Genomic DNA, 23,567 nt, shown 5'->3' on the forward strand with positions numbered 1-23,567 from the left:
CCCTTTATGCGATTGTCAGCATTTCATCATCAGGAGAGACGGCATCACCGACCTTGATGAAGACTTCGCCGATAGTGCCGGCTTTCGGCGCGCGAACCTCGGTTTCCATTTTCATGGCTTCGAGGATAATCATCACATCGCCCTCTTCCACGGTGTCACCCGGTGAAACCAGGACCTTGAAGATGTTGCCGCCAAGCGGCGCAACTACAGGCTCACCTTCACCTGCTGCAGGTGCCGGAGCCGAGGAAGCTGCCGGTGCGGAAGCCGCACCACCCTCGCCCTGAATCTGGGTGATCTCGCCACCTTCGGAAACGGCAACAACAAACTTCTTGCCATTCACTTCAACGGTGTAGGTCTCGGGTCCTTCAGACTTCTTGGCCGGAGCTGCGCTTTCAGCGGTCGGAACCGGCTCGAACGCATCCGGGTTGCCACGGTTTTCCAGGAACTTCAGACCAATCTGCGGGAACAGCGCGTAGGTCAGAACGTCATCTACGGTGTTTTCCGCCAGCTTGATATCTTTCTCTTCGGCGAGCTTCTGAAGCTCTTCGGTCAGCTTGTCCATTTCCGGCTCAAGCAGATCCGCCGGACGACAGGTAACGGGCTCTTTGCCGTCCAGAACACGCTCCTGCAGTTCCTTATTCATGGGCGCCGGTGCAGCACCGTATTCGCCTTTAAGGATTGCCGAGGTCTCTTTGGAGATGGACTTGTAGCGCTCGCCGGTCAGAACGTTCAGTACCGCTTGGGTACCCACGATCTGGGAAGTCGGCGTTACGAGCGGAATGAAGCCCAGGTCTTCACGAACCTTGGGAATCTCGTCCAGAACCTGATCGAACTTGTCGCTGGCGTTCTGCTCACGCAGCTGGTTTTCCATATTGGTGAGCATGCCACCCGGTACCTGGGCAATCAGGATTCGGGAGTCGGTGCCACGCAGGCTGCCTTCGAACTTCGCGTACTTCTTCCGCACCTGGCGGAAATATGCGGCAATTTCTTCGAGCAGGTTCAGATCCAGGCCGGTATCACGATCCGTGCCCTCAAGAATCGCAACCACGGCTTCGGTGGGCGAATGACCGTAGGTCATACTCATTGAGGAAATGGCGGTGTCCACGTTATCAATACCGGCTTCCGCAGCCTTGATGGCGGTAGCGGTAGACATGCCGGTGGTGGCGTGGCACTGCATGTGAATGGGGATGTCCAGCTCTTTCTTCAGACGGCTGACCAGGTCAAAGGCCACGTACGGCTTGAGAATACCGGCCATGTCCTTGATCGCGATGGAGTCCGCGCCCATGTCGGCGACCTCTTTCGCCAGCTCGACCCACATCTCGATGGTGTGCACCGGGCTTGTGGTGTAGGCAATAGTGCCCTGAGCATGCTTACCTGTCTTACGTACGGCCTTGATGGCGCGATCCAGGTTACGGGGATCGTTCATCGCATCAAAAATACGGAACACGTCGACGCCATTCTCGGCGGCACGCTCACAGAAACGGTCAACCACATCATCCGCGTAATGACGATAGCCCAACAGGTTCTGGCCGCGCAGAAGCATCTGCTGCTGGGTGTTGGGCATGGCTTTTTTCAGCTCACGGATGCGCTCCCAGGGATCTTCGCCCAGGTAGCGGATGCAGGAATCAAAGGTAGCGCCGCCCCAGGACTCCAGGGACCAGAAACCGACCTTGTCGAGTTTCTCGGCAACAGGCAGCATGTCATCCAGCCGCATACGGGTGGCAAGCAGGGACTGGTGGGCGTCACGCAGGATAACGTCCGTAATCCCCAGCGGTTTCTTTGTGTCAGTCATCGTGTCAGCCTTCTGTTTAAAGGTTCTAGTCTTTTACCGGGTCACTTCTTGTGGCGCGACCGGAATTGTGCAATCGCCTTCTTGATGGCCTCGGCGGTGTCAGGGTCAACCGACGCGGGCGCCTTCGGCTTGGCACGTGGCGTTTTGGCCGGGGTTGCCGGCTCTGGCGGCGCAAACCGTCCTATCAGTTTGGACATGAGGAGTGTCGCGAACACCAGAATAATCAGGAACACGAACACAAACCCCATTCCGGCAATCATCAGATCGACGGCTTGTGACATCAGGTCATTCATATCGAACAGCTACCTGTATTGATTTTATGTTTCTCCCGAACGTTGCCCGGACTGACCAGTTAGACTAAGGTCTAACAGCCTTCCGCCACAATTCGGGGGGCAAAATCCTGCGTAATTTACCGTTTTCAGGGCCCTCGGGCAACCTGAATACAAAAATCTATACGGGGTTTCCGAGCGTCGCGGCCCGAAAAGACACGTATTTATACAGACGAAGCAATTCTCATTCAGGCATATCGGACGCGTATTTTCCGGCCTTTGACCTTGCCACTTTCAAGCCTGGACAGAGCCTTACCTGCCAGTGATTTTTCAACCGCCACAAAACACTGATGGTCGAACAGGTCGATCTTGCCAACGGCCTTTCCGGGCAGACCCGCCTCACCGGTTAACGCACCCATAACATCCCCGGGACGAATCTTGTCCTTGCGGCCACCAGCAATACACAGGGTTTTCATAGCCGGAGCAACTGGCTTCAGGGGCGTCGCCAGAAGAGCCTTCGTGTCTCCCCAGTCCACGTTGCGCCCTCTTTCGGATTCAATGCGACTGATCTTGTGGCCCTGGGCCGGTGTACAGAAGGTAACGGCGTGGCCCTGCTCCCCTGCCCGGCCGGTGCGCCCGATGCGATGAGTATGAACTTCGGGATCTCTCGCAGGTTCAGCATTGATGACTAACGGCAGAGACTTGATATCAAGGCCTCGGGCAGCCACATCGGTGGCAACCAGAATGGAGCAGCTCTGGTTACCAAAGCGCACCAGCACGCTGTCGCGTTCCCGCTGCTCCAGGTCTCCATGCAGCGGCAGTGCGGAAAACCCGCGCTCACCCAGCTCCTGCGCCAGTTCGTCGCACTGCTGTTTGGTGGTACAGAAAACGATACAGGACTCAGGCTGTCGCTGGGAAAGCAGTGCCACGATGGCATCCGATCTGGATTGCGGCGACACTTCGTAGAACAACTCTTCGATGTCGGGATTATCACCGGCTTCCTCAGCGCGAATATCTACCGGGCTTTTCTGATACTGCTTGCTCAGTTCACGAATGGGCGCGGGCCAGGTCGCCGAGAACATCATGGTCTGGCGAGAGGGCGGCGTCTCGGAGAGGATATCTTCCATTGCTTCCTGAAAACCCATGTCCAGCATCCGGTCCGCCTCATCAAGCACCACAGTTTTCAGACGTGCCAGCGAGAGGGTCTGCTTGCGCAGGTGGTCCTGAATCCGGCCCGGCGTTCCAACCACAATATGTGCACCATGGCTGAGCGACCCGATCTGCGGTCCGATGGCAACACCACCACACAAAGTCAGTACCTTGATGTTATCCCGGGCCCGCGCCAGCTCCCGGATGGCCTTGGCCACCTGGTCTGCCAGTTCACGGGTTGGGCATAACACCAGCGCCTGAACCGCAAAAAGCCGGGGATTTAGCCGCTCAACAAGACTGATGCCAAAGGCGGCCGTTTTGCCGCTACCGGTTTTGGCCATGGCGATGATGTCTTTCCCGGCCAGTCCCGGTGCAAGGGCCTTCTCCTGAATCTCAGTGGGCTTGGCAAAACCCAGTTGATCGAGGTTCGAGCGCATGGCAGAGGACAGGCCGAAGTCATTGAAAGAAGACATAGAAGAAAATCCCGGAATCAGCGGAAGCTGGTTATGAAGGCAATAATGAGGGCGTATACTAGGCCGAAATGATACCAGAATCTGCAACGAAAGAATGGAGTTACTAATGGCATCCCTGCAGGATCAATTGCTGAAAGCCGGCCTTGCCGACGAGAAAAAGGCCAAGGCCATTCGCAGCGAAAAGCGCAAGAAGAGAAAGCAGCAACCCAAGGGCGCGGTCGAGGTGAACGAGGCCGAGATCCGGGCTCGCCAGGCCCGGGAAGAAAAAGCCGAACGGGATCGCCAACTCAACCTGGAGCGCCAGCGCACTGCCGAGAAAAAAGCTATTCAGGCCCAGATCCGCCAGTTGGTGGAAACTAATCGACTGGATCGCAGCCGGGGCGAAACCTCATATCAGTTTGTCCATGACAAGAAGATCAAGAAGCTTTTCGTGGACGACACCATGGTGGACCAGCTCTCCCGCGGCCGCCTCGCGATCGTTTTTGTGAACGACAGTTACGAGATCGTGGCTGAAGGCGTTGCCCGCAAGATCATGGAACGGGATGGCAGCGCCGTTGTCGTGCTCCATGACCGCAAGAAAGACGATGTGGGAGAGGACGACCCCTACGCGGGCTACGAAATTCCTGATGACCTGATGTGGTAACCAGCAACCCACCATTTCGTATCACGTTAAAAAACACCCGGTAATCATCTGTTACTGTAAAGTTCTGGAATACCCTGCCGTAAAACCTCTTAATATAAGTCAAATAAAAGCCACCTTTACTCTTCCAGGCGTATCAAAAGTCCTTTTTTCTGGTCCCAGGCCAAAATCGAGACGCTATCGAAGTTGGGCCGGCAAACCTCACACCCGTCAGGAACACAGAAACAATGCGTTTTTCAGAGCTCTTCAGCAACATGACTATCCGAACCAGGCTGGCCGGAGGGTTTGCCATCCTGCTCATTCTGACCATTCTGGTAGGCCTGGTTGGCGACCGCGCACTGGATAGTTACAGCCAGCGGTCAAACATTGTTGCCATGCTCGGGCAGGTGAACACCAATCTCACCGAGGCCCGGGTTGAAGAGAAGAACTTCCTTCTGACCGGCGAAGCACAAGCTGTCACCAGAACCCAGGCCCAGGGCGACCGGGTTCTGGAGCTGATCAGTAACATCAAGCCATTGCTTGCAGTGCCCAAAGATATCGAAACGCTAGGCCAGATTCAGGCCGACGTAAAAAACTACCAACAGCTGATGGAACAGGTTGAGACAAACATCGGCGAGCGCGAGGAGGCGCTTGAGCGACTGGAAACCAGCGCGCGCATTTTTGGATCCTCTTTAAAGGCCCACAGCTCTTTGTTCTTTGCTTCGGCCATTTTCGAAGACATGCGTCGATCCGAGCGAAAGTTTCTTATCGATCACGACGATGCAAGCGTGAAAGCCTACCTTGATGACGCCAAACGGGTTCAGGGTCCCCTTAAGTCAGCAGCGATAACAGCCGAGGAAAAGGAGCAGATTAACGAGGCTCTCGATACTTATGTCTCTGAATTTCGAAACGTTGTGGATCTTACCAATGCCGGAAAGCAATTTTCAGATGACATGGTTAGCACGGCGAGGAGCGCCATCGAATCGGCAAACAACCTTCGGGCACTTCAGGCCGAGAAGATGGAAGCTGACAGGCAGCAGGCGTCCTGGCTGATTTTTGGCGCCACTGGCATCGCCCTGGTGCTCGGTATCCTGATGGCTTACCTGATTACCCGCGCCATCGTTTCCCCCGTCAATCAGGCCGTGAACATTGCGTCCGAAGTTGCCTCTGGCAACCTGACCGTGGACATCAAGGCAAGCGGTACCAACGAGATTGGTCGGCTGATGGCCGCTCTGGCGACCATGGTAACCAGCCTCAGGGAATTGGTCAGAAGCATTGAATCAGGCGCGTCCAACATCGCCGCCTCTGCCGAGGAGCTGTCAACGGTTACCAGCCAGACCAGCGACGGCATCAACCGCCAGAAACAGGAAACCGACCAGGTTGCCACGGCCATGAACGAAATGACCGCAACCGTTGGCGAAATCGCCCGCAGCGCCGAACAGGCATTCTCTGTAGCCACAGACGCCGCCAGCCAGGCAAGCGATGGTGAACGGGAAGTACGGGAAACGGTCAATCAGGTGAACAACCTGGCCCATGAAGTCAGCCAGAGCATGGAAACCATCCAGGGATTGCAGAAGGAAACCGCCAACATCGGAACAGTCCTGGATGTCATCAAATCGGTCGCCGAACAGACCAATCTGCTGGCCCTCAACGCCGCTATTGAGGCAGCCCGAGCTGGCGAGCAGGGTCGCGGCTTTGCCGTTGTGGCAGATGAGGTACGCTCACTCGCCCAGCGGACCCAATCGTCCGCCCAGGAAATCGAGACGCTGGTGACATCGCTTCAAAGCAGTGCCGGCAACTCGGTATCCGCCATGGAGTCCAGCACCACCATGGCCTCAAACACCCTCGAGCGTGCCACCGCAACCGGGGCAACCATTGAACGCATTGCCCGGGCCGTGGAGGACATCAAACAGTACAACAGCCAGATTGCCACAGCCTCCGAGCAGCAGACATCGGTGGCCGAGGAAATCAATCAGAACATTACCAGCATCCGCGACGTGACTGATCAGTCCGCCGCTTCATCGAACCAGACCGCCAGCTCCAGTAGCGAACTGGCCAGGCTTGGCAGTGACCTGCAGAATCTGGTTTCCCGATTCCGACTCTAGGCCATTCAAAATAAAAGAGGCAGGCACCTCTCCCTGGCTGCCTGCCTCTTTCTATACGCCTCAGTTTGCTTCAGTGGAGCTGGTGCCGCTCGAATATCTCCAGGATTTCCCTCTCGGTCTCAGCAGGTACGCTAACCTTGACCACCTTGGCTTCCTCGTCGATGAAGATGTTGTCGCGAGGGATGCCGGTTGCGATAAGGTCATCCCAGGTGTTCTTGGCCTGGTCGTGGTCTTCGTAGGCGCCGTTCAGTGTCTTGTTCATGGGTGAGCCTCCTTCCGGGAATTAGATTTCCCTGCACCCTTAAGGTTAGGTTCGGAGAAGAGGTTTGCGCAAATATTGATCAGCTTGGAATTGACCGGGGACAAATAAAAAACCCCGCACAAGGCGGGGTTCTTTATTTGATATGGCGCGGCTGGGAGGATTATTCGGGCCTTCGGCCCTCACCCCTTCGGGGTCGCCGTCGCGCGGCTCCGGCGTTCCTCAACCCACTACGTGGGTTTCGGTCGAACCTCTTATCGGTTCAAATCCTTTCAGACTCCGAGATTTGCAAATAAAAAACCCCGCACAAGGCGGGGTTCTTTATTTGATATGGCGCGGCTGGGAGGATTCGAACCTCCGACCGCCTGGTTCGTAGCCAGGTACTCTATCCAGCTGAGCTACAGCCGCTTAAAACTTGTTGCAGGTTGATCGATGGCGCGGCTGGGAGGATTCGAACCTCCGACCGCCTGGTTCGTAGCCAGGTACTCTATCCAGCTGAGCTACAGCCGCACATTGATCACTTGCTGTGGTTGAGTGCTACCTCAACCTGTCTCGCTTTTCCCAGAAGGAAAATGGCGGAGAGGGAGGGATTCGAACCCTCGGTACGATTGCTCGTACGGTTCCTTAGCAGGGAACTGGTTTCAGCCACTCACCCACCTCTCCTTGAGAACGGGGCGTATACTACCATAATTTTTCTGTTTTCATAGGGTTGACACGAGATTTTTCGGGCCCGCTTCCCCACACCATCAAAAAAGCCGTTCAGGTTTCCCTTGAACGGCTTTCTGTCTCTCAGCTGTTGCCGGGCTCGGGCTCTTCAGAGCCTTTTTCCGACTGGATCCGCTGGTAGATTTCTTCACGGTGTACCGCGACTTCCTTCGGGGCATTGACGCCAATGCGCACCTGATTGCCTTTCACTCCCAGGACGGTGACGGTGATATCGTCGCCGACCATCAGAGTTTCGCCCACGCGGCGAGTCAAAATCAACATATCCCTTACTCCCTATCCAGAGCTACCTGTTCCGATAAATGGTTTTTTGATCTATTTATTGCTTTTATAGTGGGATCACTTACTGAGCTGTAGACGCACATTCCCTTATACGGTGTGCGTTTGTCATAGGCTCAGTATATGATGCCCTTTTTTCGGAGGCCCCGCAGACCGACCTTTTATCTGCGGCTTTCAGGCCTCTTCCGATACCGCGGGCTTGTCCAGTTCAAATGCACTGTGAAGCGCGCGAACCGCAAGCTCAAGGTATTTCTCGTCGATCACCACGGAAATCTTGATTTCTGACGTGGAGATCATCTGAATGTTGATGCCCTCGTTGGACAGCGCCTCGAACATCTGTGTTGCCACACCAGCGTGGGAACGCATACCGACACCCACGATGCTGACCTTGGCAATCTTGCTGTCGCCGGCCACTTCACGGGCACCAAGTTCATCGGCCACCCTCTGGAGCACCTCTTTCGCCCGCTTGAAATCGTTACGGTGCACGGTGAACGTGAAGGCAGTGCGGTTATCCTCGCCCACGTTCTGCACGATCATATCAACTTCAATGTTAGCGTCGCTCACCGGCTTCAGAATACGCAGCGCGCTACCCGGGGTGTCCGGTACGCCGGCAATGGTCAGTTTGGCTTCATCACGGTTAAAAGCGATGCCGGAAACAACCGGTTGTTCCATGGCGTTTTCATCCTCAAGAGTAATCAGGGTGCCTTCGCCTTCCTGGAAGCTGGAAAGAACCCTTAATGGAACGTTGTATTTACCTGCAAATTCTACCGAGCGGATCTGGAGCACTTTCGAACCAAGGCTCGCCATTTCAAGCATTTCCTCGAACGTAATCCGTTCAAGCCTGCGCGCAGTGTCTACAACCCTTGGATCGGTTGTGTAGACACCGTCAACGTCAGTGTAGATCTGGCATTCATCGGCCCTGAGGGCTGCGGCAAGAGCCACCGCCGTGGTATCCGATCCGCCCCGCCCAAGCGTGGTGATGTTTCCACTTTCGTCGATTCCCTGGAATCCGGCAACCACCACCACTCGGCCCGAATCCAGATCTTCGCGCATGCGCTGCTCATCGATCTGTTTGATCCGCGCCTTGGTGTGGCTGCTGTCCGTGAGAATTCGGACCTGGGAGCCAGTGTAAGAACGCGCTTCACAGCCACGCTTCTGCAACGCCATGGACAGGAGCGCGATCGTTACCTGCTCACCGGTGGAGACCAGCACGTCCATCTCACGGGGCGTCGGCTCCTCCATGATGTTATTGGCCAGGGCGATCAACCGGTTGGTTTCACCGCTCATGGCGGAAACCACGACAACAACATCATGACCTTCCTTACGGAAACGGCACACCTTGTCGGCTACCGCTTCAATACGTTCGGTTGTTCCAACCGATGTGCCACCAAATTTCTGAACCAACAGAGCCATTGTTTTCCCAATATCCGAAACGGGGACTCACAGCGGAGCGATGCTCCGCCAATTAAGACAAACGGGCGGGATTATAAACCCCAGCCCGCCCACAAAAACAGTTGCTTAAGCGATATTTTTCTCGACCCAACCGGCGACACCGGCCAGGGCGTCCTCCAGCTTGGACGGATCGTTACCACCGCCCTGAGCCATATCGGGTCGTCCCCCGCCCTTACCGTCGACCTGAGCCGCCAGATGTTTCATCAGATCCCCGGCCTTGATCCGGTCAGTGGCGGACTTGGTTACGCCGGCAACCAGAGTTACCTTGCCATCTTCCACGCTGGCGAGAACCACGACACCTTCGCCCAGCTTGTTTTTCAGCTGATCGGCCGTTTCCATCAGGGCCTTGCGGTCAGCGCCTTCCAGCTCGGAAGCCACCACCTTGAGCCCGGCAACATCAACAGCAGTGCTGGCCAGATCGGTACCTGCAGAAGAGGCGAGTTTTGCCTTCAGGGCATCCACTTCCTTCTCGAGCTGTCGGTTGCGGTCAATGGTTTGCTGAACCTTTTCAATCACAGACTCGCGGGAACCTTTCACCAGACGCGCCGCTTCCCGAAGGGTCCGCTCGGTACCGTCAATCCAGTCCAGCGCGCCCATGCCGGTAACCGCTTCAATACGACGCACACCGGATGAAATACCACTTTCTGAGGTAATACGGAAAAGGCCAATGTCACCGGTGCGGGAAACATGAGTACCGCCGCAGAGTTCAACAGAGTAGTTGTCGGTACCCATGCTGAGCACCCGTACCACATCCCCGTATTTTTCACCGAACAACGCCATGGCACCCTTCTCCCGGGCCTTTTCCATGTCGGTAATTTCAGTCTGTACCGGGCTGTTTTCCAGGATCTGCTCGTTCACCTGGCGCTCAATCTCGCGAAGCTGCTCCGGAGTAACGGCCTCGAAATGGGAGAAATCGAAACGCAGTTTATCCGGGTCCACCAGTGAACCTTTCTGGCTGACGTGCTCACCCAGCACCTTGCGCAAGGCTGCATGCAGCAGGTGGGTGGCGGAGTGGTTACGCTTGGTACGCTCGCGGCGGGCGTGATCAATCCGCGCATCAACTTCCAGCCCCGGGAACAGCTCGCCTTCGATCAGAGTACCAAGGTGCAGGTGGTTATCCCCTTCCTTGCGTGTATCCGTCACCTTGAACCGGCCACCACTCCACGTCAGCAGGCCGGTATCACCAACCTGACCACCGGATTCGGCGTAGAACGGCGTGCGTTCAAGCACCACAACGGCTTCATCGCCGGCTTCGGCGGTCTTCTCTTCTCCGTTGACAATGACCGCGCGGATTTTCTCGTGGCCGTCAATGTGCTCGTAACCGGTGAACTCGGTCTTGCCCTCGAGTTGCAGGCCGGCGGCGTTGTAGTCGATACCAAATTTACTGGCTGCCCGGGCACGCTCGCGCTGAGCTTCCATGGCTGTCTCATAACCTTCGTAATCCAGCGTCAGGCCGCGCTCACGGGCAATGTCGTTGGTCAGGTCGACCGGAAAACCATAAGTGTCATACAGCGTGAAGATGGTCTCGCCCGGAATCTCGCTGCCCTTGAGCTCGGCGATGTCCTGCTCAAGCAGGCGCAGGCCCTTGTCCAGGGTCTTGGCAAATTGCTCTTCCTCCTGCAGCAACACCTTTTCAATCTGTTTACGGCTGCTGACCAGTTGCGGGAAGGCATCGCCCATCAGTTCGCACAGAGCGCCGGTGAGCTTGTAGAAGAAGGGCCCGGTTGCACCCAGCTTGTTGCCATGGCGGGCGGCGCGGCGAATGATACGGCGCAGCACAAAACCGCGCCCCTCGTTTGAGGGCATGACGCCGTCCGCGATCAGGAAGGCGCAGGAACGGATGTGGTCCGCGACCACGCGCAAAGATGCTTCCGTGGTTGCAGCACCGCCCAGAATCTGTGAGGCGGCTGCCAGCAAATCCTGGAACAGATCAATTTCATAGTTGCTGTGAACACCCTGCAGAACCGCCGTGATGCGCTCCAGACCCATGCCAGTGTCAACAGACGGCTTGGGCAGCTTCAACATCTCACCGTCAGCGGTGCGATTGTACTGCATGAACACCACGTTCCAGATTTCGATGTAGCGATCACCATCTTCTTCCGGTGATCCGGGAGGTCCACCAGCGACATCCGGGCCGTGATCGTAGAAGATTTCGGTACAGGGTCCACAGGGACCGGTGTCCCCCATCTGCCAGAAGTTGTCAGAGGCGTAACGGCCGCCCTTGTTATCGCCAATCCGGACGATACGGTCTGCCGGCACCCCAATTTCCTTGTTCCAGATATCGAAGGCTTCGTCATCTTCGGCGTAAACGGTTACCCAGAGTTTCTCCTGGGGCAGGTTCAGCCAGTTCTCGCCGGTAAGAAACGTCCAGGCGTAGTTGATCGCTTCCCGCTTGAAGTAGTCGCCGAAACTGAAGTTGCCCAGCATCTCGAAAAAGGTGTGGTGACGGGCGGTGTAGCCGACGTTTTCGAGGTCGTTGTGCTTGCCGCCAGCGCGGACACATTTCTGGGTGGAGGTTGCCCGGGTATAGTCACGCTCCTCGCGACCCAGGAACAGGTCCTTGAACTGGTTCATTCCCGCATTCGTAAACAACAATGTGGGGTCGTCCGCAGGTACCAGCGAACTGCTTGGAACAATGGTGTGACCTTGCTGCTTGAAATAATCGAGGAATGCCTGTCGCAACTCTGCGGTTTTCATAGCCCTTTGATACCTTTCCAGAAACCCGGCGGAAATGCCGCCCGGTCCGCGATTGAATACGAATACTTACATGCTTGTGCAAATCCGCTACTCTAGCACACGCCGAGAACAGGAAAAACGTGAAACATCACAGGAGATTCCATGCCCCGACGCTTCCATGACGCCGAGGAACTATTCCCACCAGCCACTGCCCTTAAACGCGCCCTTGCCATTATTTACGACGGTTTGATCAGCATCGCCGTGCTGCTTGTCGCTACCTGGGGATACACCATGGTGGCCGGCTGGATTACGGGCTGGGACCGCTACGAGCAAATGGCCGAGTCCGGCCAGCTTTCCGGGGACCCAGGCCTGACATTCACCCTGTTTCTGGTTCTTTATCTGTTCTTTGGATATTTCTGGACTCGCATCGGCCAGACCCTGGGGATGCAGGTGTGGCGGATCCGCATTGAAAACATTGACGGCACGTCAGTGAGCTGGACCAAGGCTCTCAGACGCTATGTGACGGCGGCTGGGGTGATCTTCCTGACCCTGCTGGGCAGCTACTATTTCGGAGCGGCCACTCTGTTCCTGAGCATCCCGGCAATTGTCGCACTGTTCTATCCGATTAACGGCCTTTCGGTTACTGATCGCCTGTCCGACAGCGTCGTTGTCTCGGTTCCGAAGGAAACCGCAACGAAAAAGCGCGCGGCGAAGTAACCGCAGAGGGCCAGGGCGGGCCCGCTAGCCGGCCCGTCGCATCAAGATAGCCCCCACAACGGCATTCACTGCGATTGGCACCAGTACCGCCAGCATCGGGTTAAAGCCGTAAACCAGACTCATCGGCCCCAGCAGATCCTGCATGTATTTGAAGAGCAACCCCACCAACAGCCCGGTAAACACGCGGAACCCCATGGTGACTGATCGCAACGGCCCGAAAATAAAGGATATGGCGACCAGCACCATCACAGCGGTACCCAGGGGCATCAGGGCTTTTTTCCAGAATGCCAGCCAGTAACGCGAGGCATTGAGGTTTTGTTCTCCCAGGTAGCGGGCGTAGGTGAATAAGCCCGTCATAGACAGATTTTCCGGTTTCACAATCAGGACACTCAGAACGCTTGGTGACAGGCCCGTTTCCCACCTCAGGATCTTGTTTTCAGAACGGGTGGTTCTGTCGTCCTCGAACTCGGTGGTGCGCACCTTTTCCAGAAGCCAGTAATCGCCCTGATAGATGGCCCGTTCCGCGAAGCTCGCCGCCAGCAACTGCCTATCCTCGTCAAACCGGAAGCGGGAAACACCGTGAAGCACGCCGTTGGGCTGCACCGCGTTCAGATGAATGTAAACGTTCCCTTCCTTGTGCCAGACCCCGGACGCCGACGCCACATTGGTGCCCGCACCCAGCGCCACGGCCTTGTCGCTCTGCGCCACACGCTCCGCCGGTGGGGCCACGTACTCACCAATCAACACCCCAAGGATGACCACAACCAAAGCCGGCTTCATGGCCGACCAGACAATTCGCTTCAGCGAAACACCGGCCGCCCGGATCACTGTCAGCTCCGATGAACTGGCCATGGAACCCAGCCCCACCAGACAACCCATGAACGCGCCCAGCGGCAGGTAGTCGTAGATGCGGCGAGGCAGAGTCAGGAAGACGTACCAGAGCGCTTCCAGCGTCTGGTAGTCATTCCGGGTATCCTCAAGTTCGGCGATAAAGGCGAAGATCAGATCAAGCGACAGCACCACCACCATAACCAGGAACATGGCGCCGCCGACGGTCCGCATTACATAGCCGTCAATCCTGCGCATGGACAGCCCCCTCCAGCATCAACCGCCTGCGATGCAGCCAGTCAGGGCCAAACTGCAGCCAAAGGCCAAACCCTATAAACAGGGCATGAACCCAGAGCATACCGACCCACTCGGGGACCTTGCCCTCGGCCAGCCAGTCCCGGGCCACGATCAGCAAGCCCAGGTAGGTAATGTAAACCAGCATCGCCGGAAGCAGGTGAAAGAACCTGCCCTGGCGGGGGTTCACCCGGCTCAAGCGCACCGCCAGCAAAGTCACTACCGGTACAATCAGCGGCAGTGAAAGGCGCCAGTGCAACAAAGCACGATCTTCAAGCCGGTCTGACTGCATCAGGCTCCAGGTACTGGCACCCTCTTCCAGCTCCCGGGTTCCAGCCTTGCCGCTCTCGATTTTCAGGCCGTAGGCCTCGAAATCAATAGTGGTGTAATCCAGCTCACCAGCAGCGCCCTCGAAGCGGCCACCCTCTTCAAGAATCAAAAAACGGCTTCCGGTTTCGGGGTCCACCAGCTGGGAACCGGAATCGGCCGTGATAATGGTCAGCCCCTGACCGTTGTCGGCGTATTCTGCGATAAAGACGCCCTGCAGGCGGCGTTTGTCTTCGCTCAGGCCTTCGGTGTAAGTCACCCGACCGCCCGACGAGAAATCCTGAAAGCGACCCGGCGCCAGCATCTCGAACTCCGTGGCCTTACGCTGCTCATTGAAAATCTCTTCAACCTGGTTCATCCCCCAGGGCGAGACGTAAAGACTCATGGCGCCGACAATAATCATCACGGGGAGACTGCCCAGGAGGGTTTTACCCAACAAGGCCTTGTCACTGACACCGCAGGCGAACAACACCGTCATCTCGCTTTCAAGGTACATGCGACCGTAGGCAAGCAAGATGCCGATAAAAAGCCCCAGGGGCAGTATCAGCTCGAGGAATCCCGGAAAACGGTAAGCCATGATTTCGAACAGAACACCGGCGGAAATGCTCCCCTGGGCGGCACTGTCGAGGTATTTCAGAAAACGGCCGCTCATGAACACCAGCAGCAGGATGCCGGAAACGGCAACCATGCTGATCATGATCTGGCGTATGAGGTAACGGAAAATGATGTTCAAATCGGTCTCTCTGGCCGTATCCGTTGAAACGTGGAGGTCGCTGGGAACTGCGCGTATTCTATGTAACCTTGGTGTCGAATGACAGAGCAGCCGTATTACACCGATACGAAGGCGCGAACAGGCACCAAAGCCGCGCAAATTGCTTGATAATTTCCCGGCCCGCCCCAATGCTAGACTAGATCACAATCAAGAACGATTCCCGCCGTCGGCGGATGTCTCGCGAACAATCAACAGGAGTTGCCATGAATTTCAGCCTGAGCAGTAAAGCCATCGCCAGTAGCAAAGCAGACTGCCTCGTAATCGGCTTGCCTGAGAAGGGTACCTGGCCCGATTCTACCAATCAGGCCGATGAAGCACTCGGCGGGCTGATCAAGACGCTCCAGAAGGCCGGCGACCTTTCCGGCAAGAATGCCACGACTCTGACAATTCCCCTGACAGACCAGCCCTGGAGCCGTCTGCTCGTGGTTGGCACTGGCAAGGATACTGATCGCAGCCCTGCCAACTACCGCAAGGCGCTGATCGCGATGATGACCGCACTCAAGGATGGCCCATCGAAAAGTGTCGCCATCGCCCTGGCGGACACGGCGGTAACCGGAGAAGAGGCCGTGAGTTCCGAAGCCGCCCGGCTGAGCCTGATCGGCCGCACCCTGGAAGACCAGCTTTACACCTTCAGCGACTTCAAGAGCGAAAAACCCGCCGCCCGCAAGCTCAACAAAGCCGTTGTGCTTGCCTCCAGTGCCAGCAAGGCCCTCAAGGATGCCTTCAACCTCGGCCTGGCCACCGGTCGAGGCATGAACCTCACCCGGGATCTCGGCAACACTCCACCCAACATCTGCCACCCGGAGTGGCTGGCCCAGCAAGCGAAGAAGCTGGCCAAGGACTACGACTGCATCAAGACCGAAGTGCTTGATGAAAAGCAGATGGAAAAAATGGGCATGAACACCATCCTGGCCGTGGGCAAAGGCAGCACACAGCCGCCGCGCCTGATCGTGATGGAATACCGTGGTGGCAAGGCCAAGGACAAGCCCCACGTACTTGTCGGCAAAGGCATCACCTTCGACACCGGCGGTATCAGCCTGAAGCCTGGCGAGGGCATGGATGAAATGAAGTACGACATGGGCGGCTCCGCCAGTGTCTTCGGCGCCATGAAAGTCCTGGCCGAAACCCAACCCAAGATCAACGTGGTGGCCGTGATTGCCGCTGCGGAAAACATGCCGGACGGCGGCGCTTCCCGCCCGGGCGATATCGTAACCACCCTCTCGGGCATGACCGTCGAAATCCTCAACACCGATGCCGAGGGCCGGTTGGTACTGTGCGACGCCCTCACCTACGTGAAGAAATTCGACCCGGCCGCCGTCATCGATCTGGCGACGCTGACCGGTGCCTGCATCATCGCCCTTGGCAATCACGCCACCGGCCTGCTGGCCAACAACGATGATCTGGCCAACGAACTGCTGGCTGCCGGCGAACGTGCCGGTGACCGGGCATGGCGTCTACCGCTCTGGGACGAATACCAGAGCCAGCTGGACAGCAACTTCGCCGACATGGCCAACATCGGCGGACGCCCGGCCGGCACCATTACTGCAGCCTGCTTCCTGTCCCGGTTCGCCAAGGACTACCGCTGGGCCCACCTGGACATCGCCGGCACCGCATGGCATTCCGGCAAAGCCAAAGGCTCCTCCGGCCGTCCGGTCCCTCTGCTGGTCGACTACCTGATGTCCCATGCCGGAAAATAACCCGGCGCCCTCTCCGGAACCCGGCAGCCCTGCTGCCGGAGCTTCCGGCCAGGAGGACCGGAACCAACGCTACTGGTTCCATATCCTTGCCCAGAACACCCCTGCCGCCCGCAACCTCCACGCCGCCAAACTCGTGGACAAAGCCTGGCAGCAGGGAGACCGTGTGTGCATCGTTTGCGATACCATGCAACACGCCGAAGAGCTGGACGACCTGCTCTGGAACTTCAGCCCCGACGCATTCATCCCCCACAGCGTTGTTCCCGATTCCGCTACCACCTGCCCCGATCCTGTCGGCATCCTGCTCTGCCCGCCGGTTGCCGAAGATTGGGACACCGTGATCATTCTATCGGCAACGCTGCCGGCGGATGCGGATCGGTTCAAGCGACTGGCGCTGGTCGCTCATAACGACCCGAATGTGCTTAATCAGGCCCGGTCGCATTTCAAGCAGTTGCGGGCATTGGGGATTGAACCGCGGGTGCATGACCTCAGGAAGCCGGGATAGCCCATGTCGGGTTACGCTTCGCTAACCCGACCTACGGTTTAAAACGGATTTCGCCGTTGGGCAGGCGACCATGTATAATCGGCCGTCTCAATTTTCCCTTGTGAATCAACCAACGGTCACTGCAGAACCCCATGGAAAAAACCTACCAGCCAGAAAACATCGAGCGCCAGTGGTACGAAAACTGGGAATCCAAAGGGTACTTCCGCCCCAGCGGTGAAGGCCAGTCCTACAGCATCGCCATCCCGCCGCCCAACGTTACCGGCAGCCTGCACATGGGCCACGCGTTCCAGCACACCATCATGGACACCCTCACCCGCTTCAAGCGCATGCAGGGCCGTAACGCACTGTGGACTGTCGGTACCGACCACGCCGGCATTGCCACCCAGATGGTGGTTGAGCGCAAACTCGCTGCGGAAGAGGACAAGACCCGCCACGATCTGGGCCGGGAAGAATTCATCAAGCGCATCTGGGACTGGAAAGAGCACTCCGGGGGCACCATCACCCGTCAGATCCGGCGCCTCGGCAACTCTGTAGACTGGGACAACGAACGCTTCACCATGGACGACGGCTTCTACAAAGCCGTTCAGGAAGTGTTTATCCGTCTGTACGACGAAGGCCTGGTGTACCGTGGCAAGCGCCTGGTCAACTGGGACCCGAAACTGCACACCGCCATTTCTGATCTGGAAGTGGAAAACAAGGAAGAAAAAGGCTTTTTCTGGCACCTGCGTTACCCGCTGGCTGACGGCGCGCAGACCAAAGACGGCAAAGACTACCTCGTAGTCGCTACCACCCGGCCCGAGACCATGCTCGGCGATACAGCCGTGGCCGTGCATCCGGAAGACGAGCGCTACCAGCACCTGATTGGCAAACACGTGATGCTGCCGCTGGTGAATCGCCGGATTCCCATTGTTGCCGACCATCACGCCGATCCGGAGAAAGGTTCCGGCTGCGTGAAGATCACCCCGGCTCACGACTTCAACGACTACGCCGTCGGCAAGCGCAACAACCTGCCGATGATCAACGTCATGACCCAGGATGCCAACATCCGGGACGTGGCCGAAGTGTTCAACGCGGACGGCACTGAAAACACCGAACTCGACGGGACCATGCCAAACGCCTACGCCGGGCTGACCCGCGAAGCGGCCCGCAAACAGATCGTCGCCGACATGGAAACCGAGGGTCTGGTTGAGAATATCGAGGATCACGTGCTCAGCGTCCCCCGCGGTGACCGGTCGGGCCTGATTATCGAGCCGATGCTCACCGACCAGTGGTTTGCCGATGCCAAGACCCTGGCCAAGCCGGCCATCGAAGCTGTTGAGGATGGCCGTATCCAGTTCGTACCGAAACAGTACGAAAACATGTATTTTGCCTGGATGCGGGACATCCAGGACTGGTGTATTTCCCGCCAGCTCTGGTGGGGCCACCGCATCCCGGCCTGGTACGACGCCGAAGGCAACATCTACGTTGGCCGTAGCGAAGACGAAGTCCGCCAGAAGCACAACCTCGACGCCGACGTCGCCCTCGAGCAGGACGAAGACGTTCTCGACACCTGGTTCAGCTCTGCCCTGTGGACCTTCGGCACCCTGGGCTGGCCGGAGATCACCGAACGCCTGAAAACCTTCCATCCAACCGATGTGCTGGTGACCGGCTTCGACATCATCTTCTTCTGGGTAGCCCGGATGATCATGATGACCATGCACTTCATGAAGAACGAAGACGGTACACCCCAGGTGCCCTTCCATACCGTGTATGTCACCGGCCTGATCCGGGACGAGCACGGCGACAAGATGTCCAAGTCCAAGGGCAACGTGATCGATCCGCTGGACATGATCGACGGCATCAGCCTCGATGACCTTCTGGAGAAGCGCACTGGCAATCTGATGCAGCCCAAGCTGGCCGAGAAGATCGGCAAGCGCACCAAAAAGGAGTTCCCGGAGGGCATCACCGCCCACGGCACCGACGCCCTGCGCTTCACCCTGGCGGCCATGGCCACCACCGGTCGTGACATCAACTGGGACATGAAGCGCCTGGAAGGCTACCGCAACTTCTGCAACAAGCTGTGGAACGCAGCCCGTTACGTGCTGATGAATACCGAGGACGAAGATTGCGGCGTGAATGACGAGCCGGTGGAGCTGTCCCTTGCCGACCGCTGGATCATCAGCGAACTGCAGAGCTGCGAGCAGGATGTGATCCGCCACCTGGACCAATACCGCTTTGACCTGGCTGCCTACGCGCTGTATGAATTCATCTGGAACGAATACTGCGACTGGTATCTGGAACTGTCGAAGCCGGTGCTCAATGATGAAAGCGCCAGTGCCGAAGCCAAACGCGGCACCCGTCGCACCCTGGTGCGCGTACTGGAAGCCGTCCTGCGCCTGGCCCACCCGATGATGCCGTTCATCACCGAGGAAATCTGGCAGCGCATTGCGCCCCTGGCCGGCAAGACCGGAGACAGCATCATGCTGCAGGCCTACCCACAGCCGGATGCCACCAAGCAGGATGCTGCAGTGACCGCCGATATTGAATGGTTGAAAGGCGTCATCGTTGCAGTGCGAAACATCCGTGGTGAGATGAACATTTCCCCGGCGAAAAAGATCCCGGTATTGCTGCGTGGCAAAGACGCGGAAGATCAGCGTCGCATGAACGACAACCGCCAGTTCCTGAGCTCCCTTGCCAAGCTGGAGAGCCTTGACTGGTTCGAGGGTGACAAAGCGCCGATGTCCGCCACCCAACTGGTGGGAGAAATGGAAGTGCTGGTCCCCATGGCCGGCCTGATCGACAAGGATGCGGAACTCAAGCGCCTGGACAAGGAGCTGGAGCGCCTGCAGAAAGAGATTGGCCGCCTGGAGGGCAAGCTGGGGAACGAGAAGTTTACCGCCAAAGCCCCAGCCGAAGTGGTTGAGAAGGAGCAGGAGAAACTCCGTGACGCCCAGAGCAGCCAGGCTCGCCTGAGCCAGCAAAGGGCCGACATCGAGGCCATGTAACCGGCATGATCGGTATTCTCGGTGCAGGCTCTCTGGGCAGGCTTTGGGGCGCAATGCTACCCGCGGGTCGCGTTGCCTTCATTGCCAGGCCTGGCGAGCCGACCGACACCGATCTCAGTTACCGTTTCCGGCCCTTTAAAGGGCCGGAATCAACGGTACGAATCCCATTCCTCAAGGCGGGTAACAAGCCAGATCTGCTTCTGGTCACAACCAAGGCCGGTGACACCCTGGATGCCCTGGCGGGGGTGATCGACCAGTTTGCCATGGACACCCCCATCCTGCTTTTCCAGAACGGCCTGGGCAGCCAACAGGCTGTTGCCGACCGGTGGCCGGAGCGCCCGATCCTGGCCGCCAGCACCACCGAAGGCGCCAACCGGCCGGAGCCGAAGCTTCTCGTTCATGCCGGCACCGGTGATACCTGGGTGGGGCCAATGACCGAGCCCGCCAGAGCCGCCGTCAGCAAAACCGTAGAAATGCTGGCAGCCACCGGCCTGGCTGTTCATCCCGAGCCGGACATCCTCCAGCGACTCTGGCAAAAACTCATCATCAACGCCGGCATCAATCCCTACACCGCCATCCTGGACTGCCCGAATGGCGAGATTTTGAGTACGCACCTGTATCAGAGCACCATCGACGACCTTTGCCACGAGCTATCAGAACTGATGGACGCCTCCCTTCAGATCAGAGAGACACCGAACTCCCTGCGGCAGCGCATCGAGCAGGTGGCTCGCAATACCGCCGGCAACACATCCTCCATGCGTGCCGATGTTCTCAGGGGCCGCCGAACCGAGATAGACTTTATCAACGGTTACCTGACACAGCTGGGAAATGAACTCAGTATCAAAACTCCAGTGAACCAAATGCTGACCGAACGGGTACAACAACTGTCGTCACACTAATCAGGAGCAGACTGATGGGCAACCGCCTTTCCAAGATTTACACCCGCACCGGAGATGATGGCTCCACGGGCCTGGCCGATGGCAACCGTATTGCCAAGAATGCCCAGCGGGTTGAAGCCATGGGCACCGCCGATGAGCTGAATTGTCACATCGGGCTGTTGATCGAGACTCTGGACAGCGACGACGAACTGATTGAAAGCCTGCGCCGCATCCAGCACCACCTGTTCGATCTGGGGGGCGAGTTTGCCATCCCCGGCAGCCGGGTGATCGGTGATGATCATATCGAATGGCTGGAGAACACCCTGGACCGGCATAACGAGGGTCTGCCACCTCTGAAGAACTTTATCCTGCCTGGCGGCACACCTGCGGCAGCCCAGTGCCACCTGGCCCGGGCGGTATCCCGTCGGGCGGAGCGAGTGGTTGTTGCCCTCGGCCATGAAGATTCTATCAATACCGCCTCCCGGCACTACCTGAATCGTCTGTCGGATCTGTTGTTTGTCATCGCCCGCGTCCTGGCCCGTCGCGATGGTGGTAAGGAAATTCTCTGGGAGCAAAAAAAATCCGGCCTCTAGGGGCCGGATTTGTCTTCACTGTTACTCGGAAGCTGGCGCCAGTCAGACCTTGAAGGCCTCCACCAAGCGCTGGAGTGAGGCGGTCAGCTGCGACATTTCCCGCGAGGAACCGAGCGTCTCCTCGGCGTTGGCGGCAGTCCTCTGACCCAGCTCACCAATCTGCTCAACGTTCGAATTCACGTTCTTGGCAACGGCGGATTGCTCTTCCGCCGCCTGGGCAATCTGGTGGCTCATATCCACGATCACCGAAATACCCTTGGCGATCCTGTCCAGAGCCTCCGTGACCTCACCCGACTTCTGCACCGTCGCCTCGGTCACGTCCCGACTGTTGGTCATGGCTGACACCGCATCTTTCACGCCGCTCTGAAGGCGGGAAATCATACCCTCAATCTCTTCAGTGGATTTATGGGTACGCTGGGAAAGCGAGCGAACCTCATCGGCAACTACCGCAAAACCGCGCCCCTGCTCACCGGCCCTGGCAGCCTCGATAGCGGCATTCAGAGCCAGCAGGTTGGTTTGTTCGGCAATCGCCTTGATCTCGACCAGCACCTGGCTGATGTTGTCACTGTCCTTGCTGACCCGGTTGATCACTTCCACGGCGCCAGATATCTCGCCCGCCAGCTTGTTGATGGTTTCAACGGTGTCGGCAACCACACCACGCCCGGTTTCCGTATCCTGTTCGGCGTTACTGGCGCTGTCTGCAACCCGGTGAGCGCTTTCTGTGACTTCGTGGACCGCCTCAACCATCTGGTTCATGGCCTCGTTGATCTGGCCGCTTTCTTCCATCTGGCGTGCCACGGCCTCGCTGTTGGCAGCCGCGGTGTCGTTGACCCGGGTCGCCTGCTGGTCCACATCCGCCGTGGTCCGGCTGACCGAGCGAATCAGCTCGGCAATCCGGTCGGTCATGTTGTTGAACTCAGTGGTCAGTTCGCCCAGCTCGTCGCGGTTACGCAACATGATATGGGTGGTCATATCACCGGCAGCGACGCTCCGTGCAGCCTCGCTGAAGCGGTTGATGGCGGTGCGCACCGACATAAAGAAACCGATATAGAGATAGACGACCACCAGCAGGATGGCAATGAGAGCAATGACGATCAGCCGACGCTGGTTAATCTCACTCCCAAGCCGTGCTCGCAGGTTCGAATCGACAACACTGAACGCAGCCGTCTTGACCGCGTCGTAATGGGCCAGTTGCCCGGACATCAGATCGTCGTATTCGGTCCAGGGCATTTCCAGACGCATTGGCGTAATCACGTTCAGATCCAGCTGATCCCGGACCACCATCAGGCTCTCATCAACCCGCTGAATGGCATTGCCCGCCTGCTCGGTCAACCTCGGAGATGCCTCGGAGGCCAGGGCCAACGCAGGTGAGAGCAATGAGCTGCGATTGGTCAGCTGGTCATAGATCGCGTTCAAGGTCTCGCTCAGGGCATAGCCCACCTGCCCCTCAACCAGCGCGAAGATGCCGTATGATTTTGCACGGCCGATCACGGTGCGTGCGGCGGGGAGCGAGTCGCTGACCAGGCCAAGAATAAGCTGGTTCTCCCTCGAGGCTCCCTGCCCCAAGCCTGAAATTTCAATGGTCGCGGACAGCAGAGCCTGGGCCTTCTGGACAAACTCCTGATAATACTTGAACTGGGGATCGAAGCTGCCCTGATAGTTATCATCCGCCCGGAGTGCCTCCCACTCCTGGCGAAGGGACTGCACCTGTTCAGCCCATGAGCCGGTTGTATCGAACGAACGCTCTTCGGCAACGAGTGCCGCCAGAGTGTCGTCTATCTCACCGGCCGCTTCTTCAGAAACTGCCGTAATAGCGGATTCATCCTTGATAATTGCCGGTGAACGGTAATCCCGATAATCCATCGCGGCGTCCACCAGCCGATCCACCTGCTGAAGCTGTTCAAGCCCCTCGACACCTCGAGTCATGGTCTGAACCGAGCGGTTCAGCTCGGAAATGGCAAGCCAGGACAGTCCACCGATCGGTAACAGGAACAGAATGCTGATGAGGCTGAACTTGTAGACCATCGGCAGCCGGTTCATCAGTGCAATGGCAGGATTAATGAGTTGCTTCACAGTGACCCTCGTGCTGGCAAATAACAACTGAACGTAAGTTCTTTTCTTATATTGTCGCCTAAAGTCTTAAAAACTTAAGCATTATTTGTTGTTAAACTGTAATGTT

18 protein-coding genes and 3 tRNA genes are annotated in these 23,567 nt (G+C 57.6%); 8 read left to right on the plus strand and 13 right to left on the minus strand.

Annotated elements, in window-relative coordinates; genetic code table 11:
* Positions 1-4: 4 nt before the first annotated feature.
* The 3 genes from oadA to dbpA form a co-directional block, all read right to left on the minus strand.
* The gene (gene oadA, locus A8B84_RS18695; RefSeq protein WP_064230594.1) at positions 5-1,792 is read right to left on the minus strand and encodes a sodium-extruding oxaloacetate decarboxylase subunit alpha; all 1,788 of its coding nucleotides are present in this window, start codon (positions 1,790-1,792) and stop codon (positions 5-7) included.
* A 41-nt stretch (positions 1,793-1,833) separates the two neighbouring features.
* Complete coding sequence (locus A8B84_RS18700; RefSeq protein WP_008172126.1) at positions 1,834-2,085, minus strand: OadG family protein; 252 nt, start codon at positions 2,083-2,085, stop codon at positions 1,834-1,836.
* Between the two features lie 224 nt (positions 2,086-2,309).
* Positions 2,310-3,683, minus strand: a complete 1,374-nt coding sequence (gene dbpA, locus A8B84_RS18705; protein ID WP_064230593.1) for an ATP-dependent RNA helicase DbpA — start codon at positions 3,681-3,683, stop codon at positions 2,310-2,312.
* A gap of 106 nt (positions 3,684-3,789) precedes the next feature.
* Between dbpA and A8B84_RS18710 the strand changes: the two genes are divergently transcribed.
* Together A8B84_RS18710 and A8B84_RS18715 are read left to right on the plus strand one after the other, a co-directional pair.
* Positions 3,790-4,326, plus strand: a complete 537-nt coding sequence (locus tag A8B84_RS18710; protein ID WP_064230592.1) for a DUF2058 domain-containing protein — start codon at positions 3,790-3,792, stop codon at positions 4,324-4,326.
* Between the two features lie 251 nt (positions 4,327-4,577).
* Complete coding sequence (locus tag A8B84_RS18715) at positions 4,578-6,407, plus strand: methyl-accepting chemotaxis protein (protein WP_227513984.1); 1,830 nt, start codon at positions 4,578-4,580, stop codon at positions 6,405-6,407.
* A gap of 70 nt (positions 6,408-6,477) precedes the next feature.
* Here A8B84_RS18715 and A8B84_RS18720 read toward each other — a convergent pair whose 3' ends face one another.
* From A8B84_RS18720 to alaS, 7 genes are all read right to left on the minus strand, one after another.
* Positions 6,478-6,669, minus strand: a complete 192-nt coding sequence (locus A8B84_RS18720; RefSeq protein ID WP_064230590.1) for a hypothetical protein — start codon at positions 6,667-6,669, stop codon at positions 6,478-6,480.
* Between the two features lie 328 nt (positions 6,670-6,997).
* Positions 6,998-7,074, minus strand: a tRNA-Arg gene (locus A8B84_RS18725).
* Between the two features lie 25 nt (positions 7,075-7,099).
* Positions 7,100-7,176, minus strand: a tRNA-Arg gene (locus A8B84_RS18730).
* Positions 7,177-7,239: 63 nt separating this feature from the next.
* Positions 7,240-7,329, minus strand: a tRNA-Ser gene (locus tag A8B84_RS18735).
* Between the two features lie 126 nt (positions 7,330-7,455).
* A complete protein-coding gene (csrA, locus tag A8B84_RS18740) occupies positions 7,456-7,653 on the minus strand; it encodes a carbon storage regulator CsrA (RefSeq protein ID WP_008172808.1) in 198 nt (65 codons plus the stop codon).
* A gap of 189 nt (positions 7,654-7,842) precedes the next feature.
* Positions 7,843-9,081, minus strand: coding sequence for an aspartate kinase (locus A8B84_RS18745; protein ID WP_064230589.1), 1,239 nt, complete (start codon positions 9,079-9,081; stop codon positions 7,843-7,845).
* 105 nt (positions 9,082-9,186) lie between these two features.
* Positions 9,187-11,817 carry an alanine--tRNA ligase gene (alaS, locus tag A8B84_RS18750; RefSeq protein ID WP_064230588.1) on the minus strand — a complete coding sequence of 877 codons (2,631 nt, stop codon included), beginning with the start codon at positions 11,815-11,817 and terminating at the stop codon, positions 9,187-9,189.
* Between the two features lie 141 nt (positions 11,818-11,958).
* On the opposite strand from alaS, the gene A8B84_RS18755 reads away from it, so the two are divergent.
* Positions 11,959-12,513, plus strand: a complete 555-nt coding sequence (locus A8B84_RS18755; protein WP_064230587.1) for an RDD family protein — start codon at positions 11,959-11,961, stop codon at positions 12,511-12,513.
* A gap of 24 nt (positions 12,514-12,537) precedes the next feature.
* On the opposite strand, the gene lptG is transcribed toward A8B84_RS18755, so the two are convergent.
* The gene (lptG, locus tag A8B84_RS18760; RefSeq protein ID WP_064230586.1) at positions 12,538-13,599 is read right to left on the minus strand and encodes an LPS export ABC transporter permease LptG; all 1,062 of its coding nucleotides are present in this window, start codon (positions 13,597-13,599) and stop codon (positions 12,538-12,540) included.
* Positions 13,586-14,695 carry an LPS export ABC transporter permease LptF gene (gene lptF / locus A8B84_RS18765; RefSeq protein WP_064230585.1) on the minus strand — a complete coding sequence of 370 codons (1,110 nt, stop codon included), beginning with the start codon at positions 14,693-14,695 and terminating at the stop codon, positions 13,586-13,588. The genes lptG and lptF overlap by 14 nt, the downstream gene beginning before the upstream one ends.
* Positions 14,696-14,937: 242 nt before the next feature.
* Here lptF and A8B84_RS18770 point away from each other — a divergent pair, with 242 nt between their 5' ends.
* The 5 genes from A8B84_RS18770 (at position 14,938) to A8B84_RS18790 (ending at position 21,388) form a co-directional block, all read left to right on the plus strand.
* Positions 14,938-16,431 (plus strand): leucyl aminopeptidase, encoded by a 1,494-nt coding sequence (locus A8B84_RS18770; RefSeq protein ID WP_064230584.1) that lies wholly within the window; start codon positions 14,938-14,940, stop codon positions 16,429-16,431.
* Complete coding sequence (locus tag A8B84_RS18775; RefSeq protein WP_064230583.1) at positions 16,418-16,933, plus strand: DNA polymerase III subunit chi; 516 nt, start codon at positions 16,418-16,420, stop codon at positions 16,931-16,933. Before A8B84_RS18770 ends, A8B84_RS18775 begins: the two co-directional genes overlap by 14 nt.
* A 131-nt stretch (positions 16,934-17,064) precedes the next feature.
* Entirely contained in the window at positions 17,065-19,917 is a 2,853-nt protein-coding gene (locus A8B84_RS18780; RefSeq protein WP_064230582.1) for a valine--tRNA ligase, read from the plus strand.
* 5 nt (positions 19,918-19,922) lie between these two features.
* Positions 19,923-20,816 carry a ketopantoate reductase family protein gene (locus A8B84_RS18785; protein ID WP_064230581.1) on the plus strand — a complete coding sequence of 298 codons (894 nt, stop codon included), beginning with the start codon at positions 19,923-19,925 and terminating at the stop codon, positions 20,814-20,816.
* A gap of 14 nt (positions 20,817-20,830) precedes the next feature.
* A complete protein-coding gene (locus A8B84_RS18790; RefSeq protein ID WP_064230580.1) occupies positions 20,831-21,388 on the plus strand; it encodes a cob(I)yrinic acid a,c-diamide adenosyltransferase in 558 nt (185 codons plus the stop codon).
* A 42-nt stretch (positions 21,389-21,430) separates the two neighbouring features.
* Here the strand turns inward: A8B84_RS18790 and A8B84_RS18795 are convergent, their stop codons facing one another.
* Entirely contained in the window at positions 21,431-23,461 is a 2,031-nt protein-coding gene (locus tag A8B84_RS18795; RefSeq protein ID WP_064230579.1) for a methyl-accepting chemotaxis protein, read from the minus strand.
* Between the last annotated feature and the right edge of the window lie 106 nt (positions 23,462-23,567).

Source organism: Marinobacter sp. EhC06, from assembly GCF_001650915.1.
Lineage (GTDB): Bacteria > Pseudomonadota > Gammaproteobacteria > Pseudomonadales > Oleiphilaceae > Marinobacter.

Coding starts and splice junctions, on each gene's coding strand:
- oadA (WP_064230594.1), bottom strand. CDS start 1,792: ATGACTGACACAAAGAAACCGCTGGGGATTACGGACGTTATCCTGCGT.
- A8B84_RS18700 (WP_008172126.1), bottom strand. CDS start 2,085: ATGAATGACCTGATGTCACAAGCCGTCGATCTGATGATTGCCGGAATG.
- dbpA (WP_064230593.1), bottom strand. CDS start 3,683: ATGTCTTCTTTCAATGACTTCGGCCTGTCCTCTGCCATGCGCTCGAAC.
- A8B84_RS18710 (WP_064230592.1), top strand. CDS start 3,790: ATGGCATCCCTGCAGGATCAATTGCTGAAAGCCGGCCTTGCCGACGAG.
- A8B84_RS18715 (WP_227513984.1), top strand. CDS start 4,578: ATGACTATCCGAACCAGGCTGGCCGGAGGGTTTGCCATCCTGCTCATT.
- A8B84_RS18720 (WP_064230590.1), bottom strand. CDS start 6,669: ATGAACAAGACACTGAACGGCGCCTACGAAGACCACGACCAGGCCAAG.
- csrA (WP_008172808.1), bottom strand. CDS start 7,653: ATGTTGATTTTGACTCGCCGCGTGGGCGAAACTCTGATGGTCGGCGAC.
- A8B84_RS18745 (WP_064230589.1), bottom strand. CDS start 9,081: ATGGCTCTGTTGGTTCAGAAATTTGGTGGCACATCGGTTGGAACAACC.
- alaS (WP_064230588.1), bottom strand. CDS start 11,817: ATGAAAACCGCAGAGTTGCGACAGGCATTCCTCGATTATTTCAAGCAG.
- A8B84_RS18755 (WP_064230587.1), top strand. CDS start 11,959: ATGCCCCGACGCTTCCATGACGCCGAGGAACTATTCCCACCAGCCACT.
- lptG (WP_064230586.1), bottom strand. CDS start 13,599: ATGCGCAGGATTGACGGCTATGTAATGCGGACCGTCGGCGGCGCCATG.
- A8B84_RS18770 (WP_064230584.1), top strand. CDS start 14,938: ATGAATTTCAGCCTGAGCAGTAAAGCCATCGCCAGTAGCAAAGCAGAC.
- A8B84_RS18775 (WP_064230583.1), top strand. CDS start 16,418: ATGCCGGAAAATAACCCGGCGCCCTCTCCGGAACCCGGCAGCCCTGCT.
- A8B84_RS18780 (WP_064230582.1), top strand. CDS start 17,065: ATGGAAAAAACCTACCAGCCAGAAAACATCGAGCGCCAGTGGTACGAA.
- A8B84_RS18785 (WP_064230581.1), top strand. CDS start 19,923: ATGATCGGTATTCTCGGTGCAGGCTCTCTGGGCAGGCTTTGGGGCGCA.
- A8B84_RS18790 (WP_064230580.1), top strand. CDS start 20,831: ATGGGCAACCGCCTTTCCAAGATTTACACCCGCACCGGAGATGATGGC.